Annotated in this window: 22 protein-coding genes; 11 read left to right on the forward strand and 11 right to left on the reverse strand. The window is 42.3% G+C overall.

Features of this window, described 5'->3' with window-relative positions; all coding sequences use genetic code 11:
* Positions 1-3 precede the first annotated feature (3 nt).
* The 3 genes from AABK37_RS22935 (at position 4) to AABK37_RS22945 (ending at position 1,433) form a co-directional block, all read left to right on the forward strand.
* Positions 4-243 carry a hypothetical protein gene (locus tag AABK37_RS22935; protein WP_432553839.1) on the forward strand — a complete coding sequence of 80 codons (240 nt, stop codon included), beginning with the start codon at positions 4-6 and terminating at the stop codon, positions 241-243.
* Positions 244-436: 193 nt separating this feature from the next.
* Positions 437-934 carry a hypothetical protein gene (locus tag AABK37_RS22940; protein WP_432553840.1) on the forward strand — a complete coding sequence of 166 codons (498 nt, stop codon included), beginning with the start codon at positions 437-439 and terminating at the stop codon, positions 932-934.
* Between the two features lie 145 nt (positions 935-1,079).
* Positions 1,080-1,433 (forward strand): hypothetical protein, encoded by a 354-nt coding sequence (locus tag AABK37_RS22945; RefSeq protein WP_432553841.1) that lies wholly within the window; start codon positions 1,080-1,082, stop codon positions 1,431-1,433.
* A 41-nt stretch (positions 1,434-1,474) separates the two neighbouring features.
* Here the strand turns inward: AABK37_RS22945 and AABK37_RS22950 are convergent, their stop codons facing one another.
* The 5 genes from AABK37_RS22950 to AABK37_RS22970 form a co-directional block, all read right to left on the reverse strand.
* Entirely contained in the window at positions 1,475-1,999 is a 525-nt protein-coding gene (locus AABK37_RS22950; RefSeq protein WP_432553842.1) for a hypothetical protein, read from the reverse strand.
* A 184-nt stretch (positions 2,000-2,183) separates the two neighbouring features.
* Positions 2,184-2,582, reverse strand: a complete 399-nt coding sequence (locus AABK37_RS22955) for a hypothetical protein (protein ID WP_432553843.1) — start codon at positions 2,580-2,582, stop codon at positions 2,184-2,186.
* Between the two features lie 6 nt (positions 2,583-2,588).
* Positions 2,589-3,044, reverse strand: a complete 456-nt coding sequence (locus tag AABK37_RS22960) for a hypothetical protein (RefSeq protein WP_432553844.1) — start codon at positions 3,042-3,044, stop codon at positions 2,589-2,591.
* Positions 3,045-3,960: 916 nt separating this feature from the next.
* The gene (locus AABK37_RS22965; RefSeq protein ID WP_432553845.1) at positions 3,961-5,187 is read right to left on the reverse strand and encodes an SUMF1/EgtB/PvdO family nonheme iron enzyme; all 1,227 of its coding nucleotides are present in this window, start codon (positions 5,185-5,187) and stop codon (positions 3,961-3,963) included.
* Complete coding sequence (locus tag AABK37_RS22970) at positions 5,184-7,316, reverse strand: NACHT domain-containing protein (RefSeq protein WP_432553846.1); 2,133 nt, start codon at positions 7,314-7,316, stop codon at positions 5,184-5,186. Before AABK37_RS22970 ends, AABK37_RS22965 begins: the two co-directional genes overlap by 4 nt.
* A gap of 301 nt (positions 7,317-7,617) precedes the next feature.
* Here AABK37_RS22970 and AABK37_RS22975 point away from each other — a divergent pair, with 301 nt between their 5' ends.
* The 3 genes from AABK37_RS22975 (at position 7,618) to AABK37_RS22985 (ending at position 9,931) form a co-directional block, all read left to right on the forward strand.
* Positions 7,618-8,280, forward strand: coding sequence for a tyrosine-type recombinase/integrase (locus AABK37_RS22975; protein WP_432553847.1), 663 nt, complete (start codon positions 7,618-7,620; stop codon positions 8,278-8,280).
* Positions 8,281-8,830: 550 nt separating this feature from the next.
* Positions 8,831-9,268, forward strand: a complete 438-nt coding sequence (locus AABK37_RS22980) for a hypothetical protein (RefSeq protein ID WP_432553848.1) — start codon at positions 8,831-8,833, stop codon at positions 9,266-9,268.
* A gap of 168 nt (positions 9,269-9,436) precedes the next feature.
* On the forward strand, positions 9,437-9,931 hold the full coding sequence (locus tag AABK37_RS22985) for a PsbP-related protein (RefSeq protein WP_432553861.1): 495 nt from the start codon (positions 9,437-9,439) through the stop codon (positions 9,929-9,931).
* A 155-nt stretch (positions 9,932-10,086) separates the two neighbouring features.
* Here AABK37_RS22985 and AABK37_RS22990 read toward each other — a convergent pair whose 3' ends face one another.
* The 6 genes from AABK37_RS22990 to AABK37_RS23015 form a co-directional block, all read right to left on the reverse strand.
* Positions 10,087-11,736: a trypsin-like peptidase domain-containing protein gene (locus AABK37_RS22990; RefSeq protein ID WP_432553849.1), complete on the reverse strand. Its 1,650-nt coding sequence runs from the start codon at positions 11,734-11,736 to the stop codon at positions 10,087-10,089.
* Positions 11,737-11,738: 2 nt separating this feature from the next.
* On the reverse strand, positions 11,739-12,566 hold the full coding sequence (locus tag AABK37_RS22995; RefSeq protein ID WP_432553850.1) for a S1 family peptidase: 828 nt from the start codon (positions 12,564-12,566) through the stop codon (positions 11,739-11,741).
* Between the two features lie 84 nt (positions 12,567-12,650).
* Entirely contained in the window at positions 12,651-13,211 is a 561-nt protein-coding gene (locus AABK37_RS23000; RefSeq protein WP_432553851.1) for a COP23 domain-containing protein, read from the reverse strand.
* 367 nt (positions 13,212-13,578) lie between these two features.
* Positions 13,579-13,989, reverse strand: a complete 411-nt coding sequence (locus AABK37_RS23005) for a type II toxin-antitoxin system VapC family toxin (RefSeq protein ID WP_432553852.1) — start codon at positions 13,987-13,989, stop codon at positions 13,579-13,581.
* Complete coding sequence (locus tag AABK37_RS23010; RefSeq protein ID WP_432553853.1) at positions 13,986-14,249, reverse strand: hypothetical protein; 264 nt, start codon at positions 14,247-14,249, stop codon at positions 13,986-13,988. The genes AABK37_RS23005 and AABK37_RS23010 overlap by 4 nt, the downstream gene beginning before the upstream one ends.
* Positions 14,250-14,659: 410 nt before the next feature.
* Positions 14,660-14,962 (reverse strand): ribbon-helix-helix domain-containing protein, encoded by a 303-nt coding sequence (locus tag AABK37_RS23015; RefSeq protein ID WP_432553854.1) that lies wholly within the window; start codon positions 14,960-14,962, stop codon positions 14,660-14,662.
* Between the two features lie 153 nt (positions 14,963-15,115).
* On the opposite strand from AABK37_RS23015, the gene AABK37_RS23020 reads away from it, so the two are divergent.
* From AABK37_RS23020 to AABK37_RS23040, 5 genes are all read left to right on the forward strand, one after another.
* On the forward strand, positions 15,116-15,553 hold the full coding sequence (locus tag AABK37_RS23020; RefSeq protein ID WP_432553855.1) for a hypothetical protein: 438 nt from the start codon (positions 15,116-15,118) through the stop codon (positions 15,551-15,553).
* Positions 15,546-16,199 (forward strand): hypothetical protein, encoded by a 654-nt coding sequence (locus AABK37_RS23025; RefSeq protein WP_432553856.1) that lies wholly within the window; start codon positions 15,546-15,548, stop codon positions 16,197-16,199. The genes AABK37_RS23020 and AABK37_RS23025 overlap by 8 nt, the downstream gene beginning before the upstream one ends.
* Before the next feature lie 161 nt (positions 16,200-16,360).
* Positions 16,361-17,008 carry a hypothetical protein gene (locus AABK37_RS23030; protein WP_432553857.1) on the forward strand — a complete coding sequence of 216 codons (648 nt, stop codon included), beginning with the start codon at positions 16,361-16,363 and terminating at the stop codon, positions 17,006-17,008.
* Between the two features lie 77 nt (positions 17,009-17,085).
* Complete coding sequence (locus tag AABK37_RS23035) at positions 17,086-17,622, forward strand: hypothetical protein (RefSeq protein WP_432553858.1); 537 nt, start codon at positions 17,086-17,088, stop codon at positions 17,620-17,622.
* 2 nt (positions 17,623-17,624) lie between these two features.
* Positions 17,625-18,630: hypothetical protein (locus AABK37_RS23040; protein ID WP_432553859.1), on the forward strand; the 1,006-nt coding region annotated here is incomplete at its 3' end.

Here is an 18,630-nt window from a genome sequence, read left to right on the forward strand (position 1 = left end):
ACCGTGAAAAAATGGCTGACCGACCAGTGGGTATGGCTGTTCATCGTGGGAGTTATTGCTAGTTTTGGGGTCATGCTCGTCATCAACAACCCGATGAGTCTTGAAAAACAATGTGCCGCCATTAATCTTGCCGACCCTTCCCCTGATGTTGGGGAACGAGCAGGAGAAAGTGTTCAAGGGCATTACGTCAGACAACAGGAATACAAGAGGCTGATAGAGCGCTGCCAGTCCTTGAAGAACTAAGGGACGGTTGCCCCTCGCGCCGTCAAGCCCCAAGCCTTCGGTGAAAAAGCCGTATCCCCACGTTTCGCTAAGGCTGCAACGTGGGTGATACCCCTCGGCTTTTTCAGGGCTTGCCCTTGCTACCCCCACTCCTCGCCGGAGGGACAGAGGTTCAGGAACGACCTGAACCCTAACCCAAGAGGAGTAAACACAAATGACCAACTACTTTGCCAGTACAAACACTGTTGAAGATATTAAAACCCTATACCGTAACCTTGCCATGCAACATCACCCCGACCGGGGCGGCAATGAAGAGGTGATGAAAGAGATTAACCGCCAGTATCACGAAGCCCTGAAAGCGTGTGAGGGGAAAACCAGCCAGACGGCAGAGGGAGACGAAAGAACCTACCACTATAAAGCCGATGTTGAAAATGAGTTGATGGATAAACTGCTGGAACTGCTCAAGCTTCGCTCCCTCAATATTGCTTTGATTGGCTATTGGATATGGGTATCCGGTGACACCAAACCCAACCGGGAAGCCCTCAAAGCGGCTGGTCTGCAATGGCACAGTGAAAGAAAAGTCTGGTATTACAAACCCCAAGGCTGGAAGAAATCGAAAAAATCAAAAGGGAGCTTGACCGAACTGGCGCAAAAGTACGGCTATAAAGGGTTTCAAACTGCCGATACAGAGAGAATGCCAACCGTTACTTAACCTCTTTCCTGGAAGCCAGTTTCACCCTGGCTTCCGCCTTTCTCTTGTCAGCGTGATACTTTATACTAACGCTACATTTTGAACTGGTGCGTATTAAAACATCATCGTAATATTTATTAAATTTTTAAAGTATCGTGGGGCGGCTATGGATAAAGAAGATGCTATCAATTTTGAAGAGAAGCGGAGCGAAAAAAATTTCAATATATTTTTAGGAAAATTTAATAAGAACCGCGAACAAGAACAATCAGAGCGTCAAGGCTGGATGCAACAAAATAATATCAGCGAAACGGTTAACAGTAATGACCCAATACAAGACCATATAGAAAGATATGGGGAAGTGACATCATTAGATAAATTTTTTGAGTCATCAGGAGAACCGGGCGGATTTTCCACCATATCTGTATCATTTGATGAACGGCAAAATGTTACTCTCCATCAGCCAACCGAAGAAAGTTTTAACCGGATTTTTCAATCCTTAAAAAATGTAGAAAATAAATAAAATTTTTATAGTAAACCTCTCTGGGGAAAGAGGGGTTTTAATTACTCCCTTTCTCTGTGTCTTTGTAAAGCGTACAATTCTTCTTGTGACAAGCGGTTATCAGGTTGATGATGTGATTGTACCCGTGTCTTTTCTTCTCTTGGAATATTTTTCAAATGATTTTCTAATCCCTTGGTCGTAGCGGCGCTGGCGTATTCATGCTTTTTCTGTTCTGGCATTGTCGCCGCTAATGAGGAATGTTCCTTAATAGCTTCCCGTACATGATTGAAATCAGCTTTTCCCTGTGTGCCATCGAAAATTTTCTGAGCAATCTTCGCATCAGTATCTCTCTCTAAATCCTTTCCTTTTCCGTTTTTTAACTCCTCTCCCAAATGATATTTATAAAGTGTATCATATTCCTGTTGAGGTGTTACGGTATGGGGTAAATTTCCCTTACTGATACCTTCATAAGTCTGCTTTGCCGCTTCCTTTTTATGTTCAGCTTGTTCTCTTCGTTTTTGGTTATCGAGAACATCATCAGCAATAAATTGGGCTGTTTGTTGCTGTCGCTCTGCATGTTCACTCATAAAAGAGGGGAAAGATACAACCTCTTTTATTCTATGGGTTAAAGCCTTGCCCGACTTGGGCGTACATTAAAAGTTACTTATTTTAACCTTATAATGTGGCGGATACCGCTAGAGAATCCAGGCAGAAGGCATAGTGTGCATGTCTGGCACTCTTCGACCTGGATAATCTCTAGGGTATTTAGTGTTATTCAAAAACGCTTAACTGTTTGCTTGAAATCTCTTGCTTATGTTCTTTATGGAAAGAATCATCAGCAAGCGTTAGGCTAATCAACATTTCATCCCACCATTGCGGAACAGGGGGAATGGGTTGATGTGTTTGCACTTCATCGACATAAGCATTGAGATAATCAGTAGCCTTTAAAAATGCGGTGTAAGCATCAAAAGCTAAAGTTCTCAATTTCTGTTTAAGAGTTTTCTTTGTCGCTACCTTTGTTGTCTGCCAATAGATACTAGATTGCTTTTCGTGGTACTGCTTGGCGTATACAATGGCTAACTCTAAATGCTCTTTTGCAGCGATAAGTAAAGGATGATTGTCTTCAATGTTTTTCAACGCAACCATCATCGAACAATAGGCACAATACATAATCCTTCATGCTATTGTTCTTCCTAAAACTTCGGTCAGAGTGGAGGCGATAGTTTCGCGCCATTGAAAAACCTTGCCCTTTACCAGTGCAATTAAAAAATCTTTCCCGATGCCTTTACTGCTTAACTTAATATCGGGACTGATAACCTTTAAATCTTTAAGCCTTGAAACGACTTTTCGGGCTTCTTTCAAACTCAAACTTTCAACCACTTCATTGATAGACCCCAGATGATGTTTACCAAAGTCAGCTAAAGATTCCTCCGCAAAGCTTAACGAATCGGAACAATTTAGAGTAGCGTCCGCGTCCTGCTCTACAATTTCTAGCTTGCTGGTAACTGAAGGAGTGGAAGCTTCAGGGGTAACAAGCCAGCATAAAATAGAAAAAATAACGATGAACAATTCAACAGCGAATCCAAAACCTACCTCAAATGAAGGGATTTCCTGAAATAAGATATGCAACATGGTAAAAAACCTCTGTAGTTTTCAAAGATGATGTAGCGCCTTCTCCCTCAATCGAAGTGCAGGGGATTGGTGATACCAAAGGCGCAATATTTAAATTTCGTTTTAAATAAAATGATGAAAAAATCTACAGAAGAGATTGACTGATAATTTCAGGAATTGAACTTTAATGAATAAAGCGTATAATCAAAAATGAAAGTGAAGGAAATCAGGGTAGCAGATGCGCTAACACCTACTACCCCTAGGATTTACTAATCGCCTTTAAGACTGATAAAAATTCTCCGTTTAAAAACGAAAGGAATCCACAGCAAGATTTTCATCTTCATTTGCTGCTTTCCTTTATTACGGGGCAGGGGATGCCCATCATCCCCCTACCAACCCCGTCCTTAAGCCTTATCAAAAATCATTACTCTTTCAAAGAATTGCTATTAGGCGCAGAAGACAGTAACCAGCTTAAGTCTGATAGCAACTGTAACGCTTTGTCAAAGGTAAGGAACTACCTGTTCGCTATTGTGAAGAGGACTACGAAGACATTAGAATTTAGCGCTGTAAATGCCAACAAATGACCCATTGTTGGGAAAACAATAAAAGTCTAATTATAGTTAGGATGTTGCCAATTCGTAAGAAGGGGATCTGTGAGTTAAAACACCCACTTTAGCAGTGAACTAACGAATAAATTTGATACACAGAGAAGCAATTCCCAGAGTGGAATGCTTTCGTTAACAAAAGTATTTTTCAGTACTACCATCGTGCCACTTTCTGAAAAGAAGAATTCACGGATACTATTGATGCATGACTACCTAATACAAAAATAACTGGAAGTCGTAGGGTATTAAGAGTGCTTATCTGAAAAGTATTGACTCTCAACCTGCTATAATTTATTTGGCGGGATAAAAAGTTCATATACTTAAAAAATTTGCTAAATGTTTTCCTTAACAATCCGAATGCCCTCCCACGTTACCATCCGCCCTGCTCTTCGCTCATCAAGTAATACAAAGAAAGCATATAAATTAAAAGTTTTATTTCTTTTATTTATATAGTCAGATGTTAAATCGTCATAAAATTTACGAGTTGATTTCCTTAATGGTAATACTCTTGGCTTTCTAGATATTTTTTCATACACATCTGATAACCAGCACCAGAGAACACAAATTAAAAGCAAGTAGGAGCGGATAGGGGTAAGGGTAAGATTACGAGCAAAGGTAAGGTCACGGTCACGGGCAAGGTCACAGGCAAGGTCAAGGTCATGAGCACGGACACGAACACGGTCACGGACAAGGACACGAGTATGGGCAAGGACACGGGCAAGGTTAAGATCACTTTGACGGGCAAGCCTTCGGTCATTGGCAATGGTACGGACAAGATCGTAGCCCAAGCTATGAACAAGATCACGCATACGTTGTTCATCCCTAACAAGCCTAGCAAAAAGGATATTAACAAGATTACCAACAGAGGCACGGAGAAAGTCAACTACAAGATCACAAATATGGATACCACCACTAATAACGATACGGGCAAGAGTAAGGACATAGGCAAAGTTAAGGGCACTGGTAAGATCTTCAGCAAAAGTAAAGTTGCTGGAAAGAACACTGGCAAGATCCCCATCAAAGATACTGTTAAAATTGATCGCACGGGCAGAGCTACGGGCATATGCAGGGGTATGGTTATCGACGTGAGCTAAATTGTTTACCCAGACTTGGTCTTGCCAAACTTGCCATTGACTATATTCTATTCCCGCAATTACCTTATTTTCTCCATTCTTGCACCAGCATCCAATTTGCGTTCCATTCACTGGGTCGTTTTCTACTTCTACTGGGCAGTTTTGTACTTCTGTTAATGTTGGCAGTCTGTATTTAAATCCTAGTGCAGAGTCATGTTGAGTCAGCCACTTACAAAACTCCTCAGCATCACTAGCTCTTACTCCAGTGACTGGTTTTTTCGCATATCCAGGTGGAAACCTGTAACTTGTCCAATGATCAGGCTGACGATGTTCACCTGCTTTTAACTTTTCATCAATAAACAATTGATATTCCGCGCAGGTAATGTAGCTATTGTCAATTGCAACATTCTGATCAATTTGAAATAGGTTGTTTTGCAGTCGCCGTAATAGCAATGTATTAACTGCGAGTTCAAATTTATCTGTCATCGACTTTCTAAATCTGCATCTAGCGTTTGTTCAAGTTCTTCTCGTACATCTGGATTCACACTTAAACCCTCTTGCAAGCAATCATAAGCAAGTGCCATAGCCTCAACTGATGGAGATGGTATATCTAAGATTGCATAAATTATATTGGTAGCATTACTTTGAGCAGCATAGAGACGAATGGTTTCAGCCCACCAGGAATTATTAATATTTTTGATTAAAACATTTTCTTGGTTCGATTCCTTTACCTGAACTGCTGCTAAGTATTCCTGAAAACTTAAATGAGCAAATTCATAAACACCTAACTCCTTTTCTACTAACAGTCCACTGACATCCCGAATTTGCTTGAGAAAATCTTCTGGCTTCACTCTACTGCCAGCAACGGTTTCTAACTCATTTTTAATTATAGAAATTCCCTCAAATAGCTTGAAATCACGAGTCTTCTGTTGTATCAACACCAATGCCAGCACTTGTAACACAGATTGCTTTTGGGTAGCGGTTAGCGCATCGCCAATATTCTTAGCTCTCAGTCGCCTTTCTAATAAAACCTGGCAAATTTCCTTGTAAAGCTCGACTCGTTTTCCTGGCAGGGCGCTACCGCGACGATGAACCGTGGCAATCATTGTTAGTAGCAAAGGATTTACTGCCATGTCTGCTAAAGGTTTACTATTCTTAATTCGCTTAATTAAATCATCAGCTTGTTTTTTGGCTTCTTCCTGCACTCCCAAGTCTTCTTCCCCAGCACGACTCATGACCTCTGTTTCCAAATACCAGTTATGAATAAACTGCTGTATCTGCTTCAAGCTAAAAGGTTGCACCTCTAAGACCGTTACCTCTTGTTGTAGCTGTGCACTTTTATAGCCAAATGGTCGAGAAGTTAAAATAAAAGCGGTGTCTGGGTATGCCTGCATCTGTTCATCTACCCAACGAGTAACCATCCGGCGCTGATGTTCATCTGCCACTTCATCCAACCCATCGAGCATCACCAAACATTTGTTTTGACGTAATTTTTCAGCAAACCAGTTAGGGGGTGGATTGAGCGGCTGAATTTTTCGTTGCTGCTTTACTTGCTCACTAATCAACTCTGCCAGAGACAATTGCCTATTGACAATTCTCTGGTACACATCTTTGAGATATAATAAGACTGGAATTAATTTTGGCGCTTTAGGATGCCGTTTTCGCTGTTGTTTGGTAGCATAAGTCAGGGTTAAATATCTTAGAAGTGTAGTTTTTCCCGTTCCTGGTGCGCCTAGCACTGCCATACGCCGAAACGTCGGTTCACCATTACCAATTGCTGCTAAAAAATCCCAAATTTGTTTTTCCCTCGGGTTATTCTCTTCTCTCTTCTTTTGTGGAATAATTCTGGAACCTGCCAGACTTGCCTCTTTTGTAACTATCTTAAGTGGTACAAATACTTCTTGCAATTTTAGGATGCGGTCTTTATCCAATCCCTGTGTCTGATAATCTCGAGAAGTATAAATCAAACTTTGGTAATATTCCCGCTGAAATGGTGAAGTTGATTCCCACAATTTACTGACGATGAGGTCAGCAACAAGCGGTTCCATCTGTTCCAGCCATTGCTTAATACTTTCTAAAACTCGATTTATAACTCCATAAATAAATGAGCTTAAAAATGCCAGTATCACCAGAATTGCTGTCAGTAGAGACCACGGAACCGCTGCTATCGGTGATGTGATAAGACAATAAAGGGTTATGAACAGTCCAGCACCAGGAATAGTCCATATTAGCCGCCGATGCCACTTTCTTGGTAAAAGTACTCCTACTGGCAGTACAGTTCCCACAGCAAACAGAAACAGGGATATATAAGAAACTGTTTGCCTGTATTCAGTAGGTAAATAGCTGCTTATTGAATAAAGGGTAACACCTCCTAGCAGAGGTAAAAAGCCAATCATCCCATTTTGGTTTGCTGGGACAGAATTCTGCTGAGACTGCTGAGATTGGGATTGCCAAAAGTTGATTATAATAATTGCAACAATACATACTGCCATCAGTAAAAAAGTTTGGTTATTATTGCCGCTTGGTTGCAAGCGATTAACTAGATAAGCAAGCGCAACATTACTGATGAATGTCTGTAGCAGTGGTAGCAACCAATATTGAATAAATCTTGGCATAGGGTATTAGACAAACAAGTGTGATTGCCTACCAGTTAGGCATATATCTATATAAATAAAAAACATAGCTCAGAAATTAGTATCTCTCGAAAGCGAACTTTATACTGATGCTAGCAACAAATCTTCTTGTCATTCTACTATGTAAAGGTTCAGCCCCTCCATTCAGGGAATTCCTAGAGCCTCGTACTAAACAGTTGTATCAGAGAAGGCATATACCAACAAATAACCGAAAGCTGGTAAAACGTTTAAAATCTGGCATACTGGCGGGAACGCTAACCCTTACACCGTCGAGTTTCGTTGTATGTCTGCGCTGGATACCTTGCCTGATACCCAATCATCAAAAGTTGGTATAACGCAAAAAAGTGAGTCTGTTGTCTCCAAACGCACGTCTCCGAATCAACGCAAATATGAGGATGTGCGATCGCGCGAATATCTGTTACCTGAAGAAGTGGACGCGATGATGAAAGCCATTAGAAAGCACGGTGGCAGACACGCGCACCGAGATGCGACGCTGGTGCTGCTTATGTATCGGCATGGGTTACGGGTGGGAGAAGTAGCTGGCTTACGGTGGGAACAAGTGGATTTTACTGCGGCAACGCTGCATATCAATCGGCTCAAAAATGGCTCAAGAGCCGTTCATCCGCTGTACGGTGATGAGTTACGTGCGTTACGGAAGCTGCAAAAGGATTATCCTAACACGCCGTTTATTTTCATGTCGTCAAGGAAATCACCGCTGGCTCCTGATTCTATCCGAGGAATTATCGAGCAGGCGGGGAAGCTGGCAGGTTTAGCATTCCCTATTCACGCCCACATGCTGCGTCATGCCTGCGGCTATTATCTGGCACGGGAAAAAACAGATACCCGTACTATTCAAGGATACTTGGGGCATAAAAACATCCAGCATACGGTGCGCTACACCCAGTTGTCGCCACAACCTTATAAAGGGCTGTGGAAGAAGGCTTAAAGAAAAATTTTATTATATCTGGTCATCACCGTCGAAAAGAACCAGCATTCGGTTATTAGTTGGTAATGTTTTGATTGCAAATCACTGGTGTGATTCGTTCGATTTAATAAGTATAAATACTTAGTAAAGATAGGCAAGGGATAAGGAAATACAACACTTAAGGGAGATGATGTAGAGACATATCAACGGGTTTTGGTCATGCCAAGTCTCTTGCTGCTCCTAATTGTGAAAGCCACAGAGGCAGCAAAGCGGTGGCTTCTCGCTCTCCATAGTCGTGGTGACACTACCTTATACCAATTCACGAAAATCCTGATACAGGAGAGATTTTTCGTAGGGGTTTAGCAATGCTAAACCCTCTACCCACTCTCGGAGTTGTTCAATGATCAAGTTTTGAGTCCAGTATTCGACTAAAGCATGACCAAAAGTCGAGGCGTTGCGATCGCAAGATTAAAATGGTGATAAATCTAAATTTTTTCCCTACAATTACGGAAATTAGCACATCAACCATGTGTTAATAGAAGAATAGCATAGACATAGGATACAGTAGCAAATGGAACCTCTAACTACTGCTGCGATCGCAATTGGCTCTGTAATTGCCACCAAAGCCTTAGAAAAAACAGGCGAAAATGTCGGACAAGCTTTATGGGATAAGACAGGTGAGTTTCTTGTCACCCTCAAAAAACACTCTCCCCAGACTGTAGTTGCGATAGAGAAAGCGCCAGACCAACCACTCGATTATGGCAAAGCTGTACTAGAAGTAGAATCTGCGGCTAAGGCTAATTCGGAGTTGGCTCAAGCTGCACAAGAATTAGCAACAGCTGCTAAAGCTGAACCCAATCCTAATTTTATTCAGTTGATACAGCAAATAGCCGATAACCTCAAGTCTCAGCCACAACAGCCAAGTGTGATCAACTATCAGAAGTTGGCAGATGAGATGAAAAATGTTTTCCAAGGCACCGTATTTAATGCCCCGGTGACGTTTAACTGACTACCTTCGTCTCCTGGGGCAGGGACAAAGTTAAGCCCACAACCAAATAATCTTCCACATAGCGGTTCTGTTAAATCTCGACCGTGGAAAATTTTCCTAACTGTAGGTGTATTAGTAGTAATTGCTCCTATAGTTTTATGGATTTTATCTCAAATTAATCAAAAACCTATTCTTTCAGGTTCTAAAGAGCTTGATGGCATCGCAATTAGATATCCAGGCGATTGGAAAGCAATGGAACCAAGCGGCGATTTTGTGGAAGTAGGGGGTGATTTTGGTGGTCAGGTAATTAAATTTATACCAGAAAATTACAAGCAAGTTGATTCTTGTATTTTAGAAATAACGATTAATATCAATGACTTATCTCCTCATTTGTTATCTGTGGAAGAATCTAAAAATTTTGCAATTAGCAAGATTAAAAATATTAATCCTAAGTCGCAAATTATTGATGAGACTAAATCATCAACGCTATCAAAATTTAACGCTTATAAATTAACTTATTATCGGCAAGAAGGACAATGTAAACTCCATGTTATGGAAATTGGCACTGTAAGGAATGGCAAAGTTTACTTTATAACTTATACAGCTGATTTGGCAAGATATTCCCAGTATTTACCTACTGCTGAAGCGATGATTCAGTCATTTAAAATTACAGAAAATAATTAAGAATATTTTATCCATACCCCTGGAGAATTAAAGAAGGCGTATAAATTGCCAACGAAAGTTTATAGAAATGTAATTGATTCTATGCCTAATGAGATTACTGGAAAATCTTGAAATACAAGTTTGGGTTAAAATAGGCAAAGTCTAAAATTGCATGGCTACTCAGACAGCCGCCAAATCTTGATAGTGGCGTCCCAACTACCACTAGCTAAAGTTTTGCCATCTGGGCTAAAGGCGACTGAATTAACCAAATTAGAATGACCATTGAGGGTACGAATTACTTGCCCTGTGGCGAGGTTCCAGATTTTGATAGTCTTGTCCTGACTACCACTAGCTAAAGTTCTGCCATCTGGGCTAAAGGCGACTAACTTAACCGAATCAGAATGACCATTGAGGGTACGAATTACTTGCCCTGTGACAAGGTTCCAGATTTTGATAGTCTTGTCATAACTACCACTAGCTAAAGTTCTGCCATCTGGGCTGATGGCGACTGAATTAACCGAATCAGAATGACCATTGAGGGTACGAATTACTTGCCCTGTGGCAAGGTTCCAAATTTCGATAGTCGCATCATTACCACCACTAGCTAAAGTTCTGCCATCTGGGCTAAAGGCGACTGAAAAAACCGACGAATTAGAATGACCATTGAGGGTATGAATTACTTGCCATGTGGCGAGGTTCCAGATTTTGATAGTCTTATCATCACTACCACCAGCTACACTACCACTAGCTAAAGTTCTGCCATCTGGGCTAATGGCGACTGAACCAACCGCAGCAGAATGACCATTGAGGGTACGAATTACTTGCCCTGTGGCGAGGTTCCAGATTTTGATAGTCGTATCATAACCACTACTAGCTAAAGTTCTGCCATCTGGGCTAAAGGCGACTGAATAAGCAGGAGAATGACGATTGAGGGTACGAATTACTTGCCCTGTGGCGAGGTTCCAGATTTTGATAGTCTCGTCCCGACTACCACTAGCTAAAGTTTTGCCATCTGGGCTAAAGGCGACTGAATAAACCGCTCCTTCTTTGGAGCTGAAGCGATCAAAACTATCTTTTTGAGAATGCCCAATCAGAGTCCTCGCTAGAGTAAACTTAGCGGCTGATGGCGCAGTTGAGACTGGCGGATTTGATGGCTTTGGTGCTGGCGCAGTCGCCATAGGTTTTGCAGACGAGACAAGACTCAAGTAAGTCCTCAACGGAATTCCAAACACAGTAACAGCATTCGTGTCTGGACGAGTTAAAGAACGCCCGTGAATTCCTACTAATTTACCTTGCTCATCCAGTATCGGTCCGCCACTCATATCTGGAAAAGCAGGCACTATATAAACAAAAGCGTAACCATCTTTTGGATTTGTTTCACGACTAGAAATTGACCCACTCAAAAAGCTGATGCTTGATGATCCTTGAGGATAACCTGCTACATAAATAGTTGTCCCCAATGGTAAGTTTTCCGAAGTTCCCTTTTCTGCAACACTATAATTTTGGTTGCTAGTAAACTGAAATACCGCTAAATCAACACCTGGTAATGATTGTACTTGACTACGATTGAAAGTGTATTTTTTCCCATCTGGTGTTTGGACTGTGTAGCTACCTTTTTCTTGCACTACATGCAAATTGGTGAGAATGGTATAAGTATTGCCTTGGCGCTCAATAATTACGCCAGAACCTGTACCTGCTCCATCAATACGAACTGTAATTTGTTCCGCTATAGGACTAACTTCTGTAGATTTCAACGCCGTAGCAATTTGCAGTTGCACAATGACAATTGCTGTACCAAATAATACTGCCGGAAACCCACCAGCCAACCTCATGATTTCTTCTCCCGATGATTTTGTAATAGTTCTTTTTTAATAGGTACAGCCATACTAGATTGTGTAATTAGTTCTTGTAATGATTTATCCGGTTGGGAACCATCCTGATAAACTTCAGGCGTATCCCAAAGTGGGTCTTTATGTAAGCTATTAATACCCACGACCTCACCAGATACATTTAATAATGGTGCGCCACTCATGCCTTTACGAACATCATTTGTATAACCAATTTGGTAGCCCTGCTCTAAAGCTTTATCTAGCAAGAATGTGACTTTACCAGATGTAAATAAAAACTGATTATTAAAGATTTTTGCGGCTTGGTAAGACAGATTTTGATTAGTTAAATTAGATATAAAACCACCAACAAAAACCTTATCCCCAACTTGCAAGCTAGATACATCTTTAATCTTAGCAACTTGATAAACTACATCTGGGCTACGAAACTGCAATACAGCCAAATCTTCCTTCTCAAATTCCGCCATCTGCAACACAGAAGCGTTAAATACACGCCCATCTGGTGTTTGAATTTGATAGGGAGGTTTAGCTGTTATTAAGACATGGGCATTAGTTATTACTGTATAAACTTGTCCTTTTTTTTGCAGCAAAGTTCCTGAACCAAGTAACTCTTTTGTAGATATTTTGACAGTGATTGTCTTTGCTAATTTTTGTAATTGTTCTGGTGAAAGGGGAGTAGATGTTTGAGAAAGTTTAGTAACATCACTAGAAATTCTTTGCTGTTTTGGCAATGCGAAAGAAATACCAGCAAGACAAATTAGCAAGCAGACTGTGTACCCAAGTCCGTTTTTTAGCCATTGCCAGATCATGTTACACTAAACCTCCCCCAAAGAACTGCCAACTAGAAGCGAGATTATACAGACCCTGTTTTGAGATTGTTAAAAAACAAAAGTCTATTCACCACACTGCTTGTCATCTACTAGTTGCTTAACATCAAGATACAAATCACCGTCATACTCAGTATAAGGACGACATTTGCCACTTAAATCTAAAGGTTTACCTGCAACACCACGGCGAAAAGCAATTATCTGCTGGTAAACTTTTCCTAAATCTGTTCCTGGCTTGAGGGTGACTAGTACATTATCTGAAGTACAAGGTACGCCTCTACGATTGGCAATGCACAAAACTGGATAATTGTTGAAATTAAATTCACTCCTGATGAAAAGTGAGCCATTATCGTAATAGCGTTGCAGCCTTGTGGAGACAATGTTACAACGTTCTGAAGGTGGAAATTTTTTAAAATCTTTAACAACCCAACGAATAAAAGTTTCAGGACCTCGCGAGGTGCGTACCTTGGTAACTGGTATTTTCCCTTCTTGGTCGCAGAAGAATTTGTTATTTCCAGCATAACTGGGTTGGTTGCTTGTAGTAGTGGCAATTCCCCAAGCTAAAGCTGAAATTACAGGAGCTATTGCTACCCCTGGTAATATTTGAGTAAATAACCGACGCTGCATATATATAAGTACTAGCAAGTAAAAATAAATTAATTTCAACTTGGCATTAATAGAACTACCTACAACGTCAAATTGCAGTTTTTCGGGACTATGCTCACATATATCATAAAAATCAGGCTTTTTGATAAAGATATTATAAAGAACGCTTCCAGACTAGAAACCTGGGGCTAATTCTACTAAGTCCTAACCTTAGCCTGACTTTATCCCTCAATTCAACATTGACGGAGTACTAGTCTAGTGGTGGCAGGGAGTCACGAAAGAGTCATTTGGTGGAATGGGAGGCGAAAAGTATTAATTTCTCATGGCGGTTGTGAGCTGCATCACCAACCTTGGGCATTTTACCAAGTTTGGGTCAAAAGTTGGTAATTTAGGGAATAACCTCAAATGCCTTTGTTCCCTGGAAACGATAAATATAAAAATCGCTGTCCAGAGAGAAAATTCGACTGATATTTAACGTCTCGGCAGCAGAGACAAGGGACGCATCTGCCAAATCCATCGGCACGTCCTGATACTGCTTCATCAGTTCCCGCATTCTTTGTGGTTCATCAATGCCTGATGTATGCAAAAAGAGAGCTTTCCGTTCAATAAATTGCCATAGAATATCCTGGGCAAACCAACCCCGTAACTGATGAAGGAAATACATGGCTTCTGTAAAACAGCACCATGTTGTGATAAGGGGACTAGTTATCTTTTGATAGGCTTCGACACAACGATAATGCGCTTCTCCCTGTCCCGCATCAATCAACGCAATCAACGGTGCAGTATCAACCAGAATCACGGTCTGCGAATACCTTGCTTGGCAAGTTTACTGGCGATCGCCTCACCGAAGACTGTTTTCTCATAAGAAGAAGGAGTTTCAGTCTGACTGTTAATAGACCCAACCAAATCTGATAGCAAAGCGGCAAGCGGTTTTTGCTGGTCAACATCTGACGACAAGTGTGCGGCAATCCAGTCAGCAGGCGTTACCCCCTCGGTTTCTGCAACAGCCAGCAGATGACAGTAAACATCTTCTGGCAGAGAGATAAAATGTTCTCTCATACGATAAACTTTCTCTGATTTTTCTCTTTTATCATACTGATTTGTTCATCTCAATCGCTGTTGCAAGGCTGAAATCTCCTGCATAAGGCTCACGCCGGAATGTTCAGCCTCTATTTCTGTTTTTGTAGGGTTCTCGGCTTAATGCTAATCAAGCTTTGAGCGAAGCATAAATTTTATGGCTAAATAGTGCAACCCTTGCCCTGTCCGCAGTGCCGCCCTTTTGGAAAATACGGTTAAAGATTTTTAACCGCTTACATCCTCTTATATTGTGCGTGTACGGCTAAACGGGCGAATCTTGAACGAAAGCAAGCAGGGTGCAAAGACTTTGCACGGCAGTGCAACAGTTCTCGGCTAAAGTTTAGCTGTAATTGCGGTTAAAAATTGACCTAATTGACAGAAGAATTTCTTTTCTACTCTCCCTCCTGCTTGTCTGCCATTGCTTGGACAAGCTGTTGCCAAATCTCAGCAGGGGTTACGCCCCGCTCTCTGGCAAGGTTTTCCAAATCCTCTTTAACGATTTCTGTTAACGGCTTTTCGGACGGTGAAGCTGGCGAATGCCTTTCGCTTTGGTCACGATTGACAATCGCTCTGTCAATCAAGTGTGCGGCAAGGTTGCTGGCGCGTCTGCCTTCTTCTTTCGCCCAAGCCTCTAAAGCCTTATAAGTTTCCATCGGCAGGGATACGGTCATGCGGTAAACATCTTTTTCCGGCATTCTGCATAAATTGAAGCAAAGTGCATGATACTCTCCCAATCTTAGCCGTTTCGCGTGCGTTAGCTAAAAAACCAATTTTTATGCAATTTGCATCAAATTGCATAAGTTAAGTATGCTTTAGAAGGATTAGACTTAATCGCAATAGCGGTAAGTATGCCAAAAGCGAAATCAGCAACCGATTATTACCGACAACGATTTGAAACTGTTTATGGCAAGTCAATTAGGCATGACCAGTGGTTACAAATCTGCCAGGAAATGAGGGGGGCTGATTTGAAGCTGGATATCAAAACCATTGAAGCCTACGCCAGCTTTAAAAAAGCGAATCCCCGAAAACCACTTACTAAAAACGCCATTCAAAATCTAGAAACATTCACCCAAGAATACTCCCCACCCCAAGCAATTACAGGGAAGGAAATAACAAGTTTCATTGAAAAACTCATGCCTGGGTTAGGCGGCTATTCCCTGTACAAAAGCTTTTATAAAGCAGGTTTAAGCTTCAAGGCTGACCGAACTTATAGTTTTGAAGAAGCTTACCTTGTGTTGACATTCGCCTTCACGATTCGCCCGAAAAGGAGCGTTATCAATGTCTGAAGCCAAATACCTGAAACAAATTCAATCCCGCTTATCCCGCCGAAAAATCAAAGTCAGTTATGACGACATCAGACCACTTTATAGTGAGCAATGCGCTGATAGCAACCCGACCGAAGAACAACTATCCGCCATTGTTGAAGACTTGGCAGCCCAGCACCAACAAACCGCTATTGTTGCACCTTCATCTGATGAGATTGATTTGTCTGTTGCCCCCCAAACGACAGAAGATTTAGCGGATTTCTTGCCAGAATTACCGGAGCCAGAAACCGCTGTTGAAGAAGAATCAACTGAAACCCAACTGACCATTGCCGAACCATCAACGTTAAGCCAGCCTCCAGCGCCACCCGTCACCATCACCCCCCAGGAAGCTGTTGATATCATTCAAGCGATCGCCAAAGACGATACCAGCCGAAACAAGGCTTTGGCGCAACAACTGCTAGAGCAAGCCCACCACAAAACCGATAGCCTGGTGGCTTTGGTGTCAGCGATGCCCGACATCGAGGCGGAAATGCTCAAGCGGAAACTGCAAAAAATGCCGCGAAAACGGGTTGATTATGAAGGCGTTCTCGACAGCTACTTTCGAGAATCAACCAACTTTACCCACTTCGTTAAAGACCTCGCCGCCGAGTACGGCGTTACCCTCTAACCGTTTTATCATCAGTCGTTCTCTTCTCAATATTCTGGCAGGGTTCGGGTTAGCCATTTTCTGTTTCATTCAGCTTCAAAACCTCTTTTGGCAGGCAACCAGACCCCAGCCCCGACCCCCGTACCGTAACTATGTAAACCCGTTGAAATAAGGTACAGCATATGACCCTCAAAGACCATGTTTCGCCCAAAGCCAAGCGGATTCTAGCGCTTTTAAAAGGAAAGTACGGGCTTGACCTGAACGACTTCAAAGCCGCGATTAAAGGCGATAAAAACAAACTGCAAGCGATAGGGCAAGCGTCTAGAGAAGCCAGTTTATCAAGAGAGCTAGCCCCACTCCTGAAAGAAGCTTATTTGGACATCATTCAAGGTACTGCCGAGTACAACAAAGCCATCTCTGAAATATTGGTACAAGGCGCAAAATCCGCTCTGTCAATCGACCGCGCTACCATGTCAGCAACACTGGAGAATCAAGCCTACGGTCACAGTCGGAAGGAACTGGCAGCGGAATTTGTCACCGCTAAAAACACCGAGCGCGAACGGCATCAATACACCCTGAACTATATCCAGATGAAGGGCTACATCGATAAATTTATGACAACCGTGGACAACAACGCCAAACTATTACAGCAGACCCATCGCCCGGAAATCAAACAATTACAAGCTGATGATGCTTATGATTTGCAAGTGGCGAAACATCTATTGGAATATGGCGACGATGCCCGAACCGATTTGATACCGCAAAAAAATTATATCCCCTCAACATTCAGTGGCGTGTTAACAAAATTGAGAGCCGCTTTAGGCTTGTAAAGCATCGTTTATTATAGACCTACTTTTTACAGATTGAACCTTGGCTTTAAGGAAAAACCCACTTTTAAAAACATCTTATGCTGGAAGATTTAGAACAAGATGCTGGCGAAACGGAACCAGCCAGCAATCACACCCAGCGCTATCTAGAAAAGCAGGAAGAAGCTTTCTATCAAAGATTACAAACTCGCCGTACCATTGAAAGCTTATTACTGTTTGCTGCCTGTCAAGCCAGCAGTGCAGCAATGGCATTTCTCCTGTTTCATTTTGCCATCAGCGTTGTCGTCATTTCGCTAATGTGCGCGGTTATCAGTCTGGTTCCGACCCTTGGGGAATGGTCAGGCTTTACGATTCACAAAACAAGTGAACATTGGGAATTGAGCTTTATGCACAAGCCAATCATTACCCTTTTTAAAACCGCTGTCGGGATGGTTGTTGCCTATGTTTCAGTCAAAGCGGTTGCCGCTGAAATTGAAGAAACCAATCATCAAATTCTGGCAGTCTACGACGAAATCAAAAACTATGAAATCCTGCAAAAAACAGATCATCCCGTTGAAATTATCGCACTCGTTGCGGCTATTGTCTTAGTCGGCATGGCATTACTCTTCCGTCGTTAATCATGCGAGACCTGGAACGCCACGAGCAACATTTTCGGCGTAAAATGCGCCGTAATTCGGTATTCGTTGGCGGCATAATCATTTGCGGCATCGGGGCGATGATTCCGTTATGGGACTATCAAACCAAGTTCGACCGCGTTCTTTTTTGCTTCAAACCACCTGTGGTTCATCGCCCGGATCTGCATCAATTCTGCCAGGGCAAGAAAATCAGAATCGGTATTGCGTGGCGTGTCGAACAAGAACGTTTAGCCAACCTTGAATTTGACCAAAAGGTCAGCGTTCTTAAACCAATTTCCGCACAAAACCCGCAAGCGGTCTGGTACGGTTTGGGCGGTGCTGTCTGCCTGCTTGTCGCCTACGCTATTTTCAAAAGTTTGACGGACGAACTAGAGCAATCCTTCCCGGTTCTCTTTGGCAATCTTCGCGCCAGGGCGCTTGAAATCGACCTCGAAAACGAGAAACATTTAGGCATTGTCCAGCACAGTAAAGAGTTGGAAACAGACTTTACCAAGGAACAATTAAGCCGCCAGAACCAGGCGTTAAAAATCCAGTTGATGACCGATGCCGAACGTGACGACGCACTCAAAAAAGCCGGACACTATGAAGAAATTGAAGATGCCGTTCACGGCTTAAAACTATCCGACATTGGCAAACAAACCGCCGAGAATGCGTTAGGTAAAGCCAAGGCAGAGCATGAAATCACCCAGTTACAGCAAAAGAGAGCGATCGCGCTTAACGCTGATTCACCTGCCTTGAGTGGGGTAACGCTCCCCGACTATCCGAATATTGAAAAAATCGAATGGTGGCAATGGGACTGGTTTCAGACCAAACCCCATGACCTGATTCCCCATATCCGCATCATCGGCAGTACGGGAATGGGAAAAACAACGCTGGCAGGTTGGGTGTTGAAAATCCTCCCCGGTGAAGCCAAAGTCATCACCATCAAGCGCAAGAAAGACCAGTGGCAGGGGTTGGAGGTGCTGGGCGTTCCCGAAGATTTTGACACCA

Origin of the sequence: Tolypothrix sp. VBCCA 56010 (assembly GCF_050875635.1) — a bacterium.
In the GTDB taxonomy this organism is placed as follows: domain Bacteria; phylum Cyanobacteriota; class Cyanobacteriia; order Cyanobacteriales; family Nostocaceae; genus Hassallia.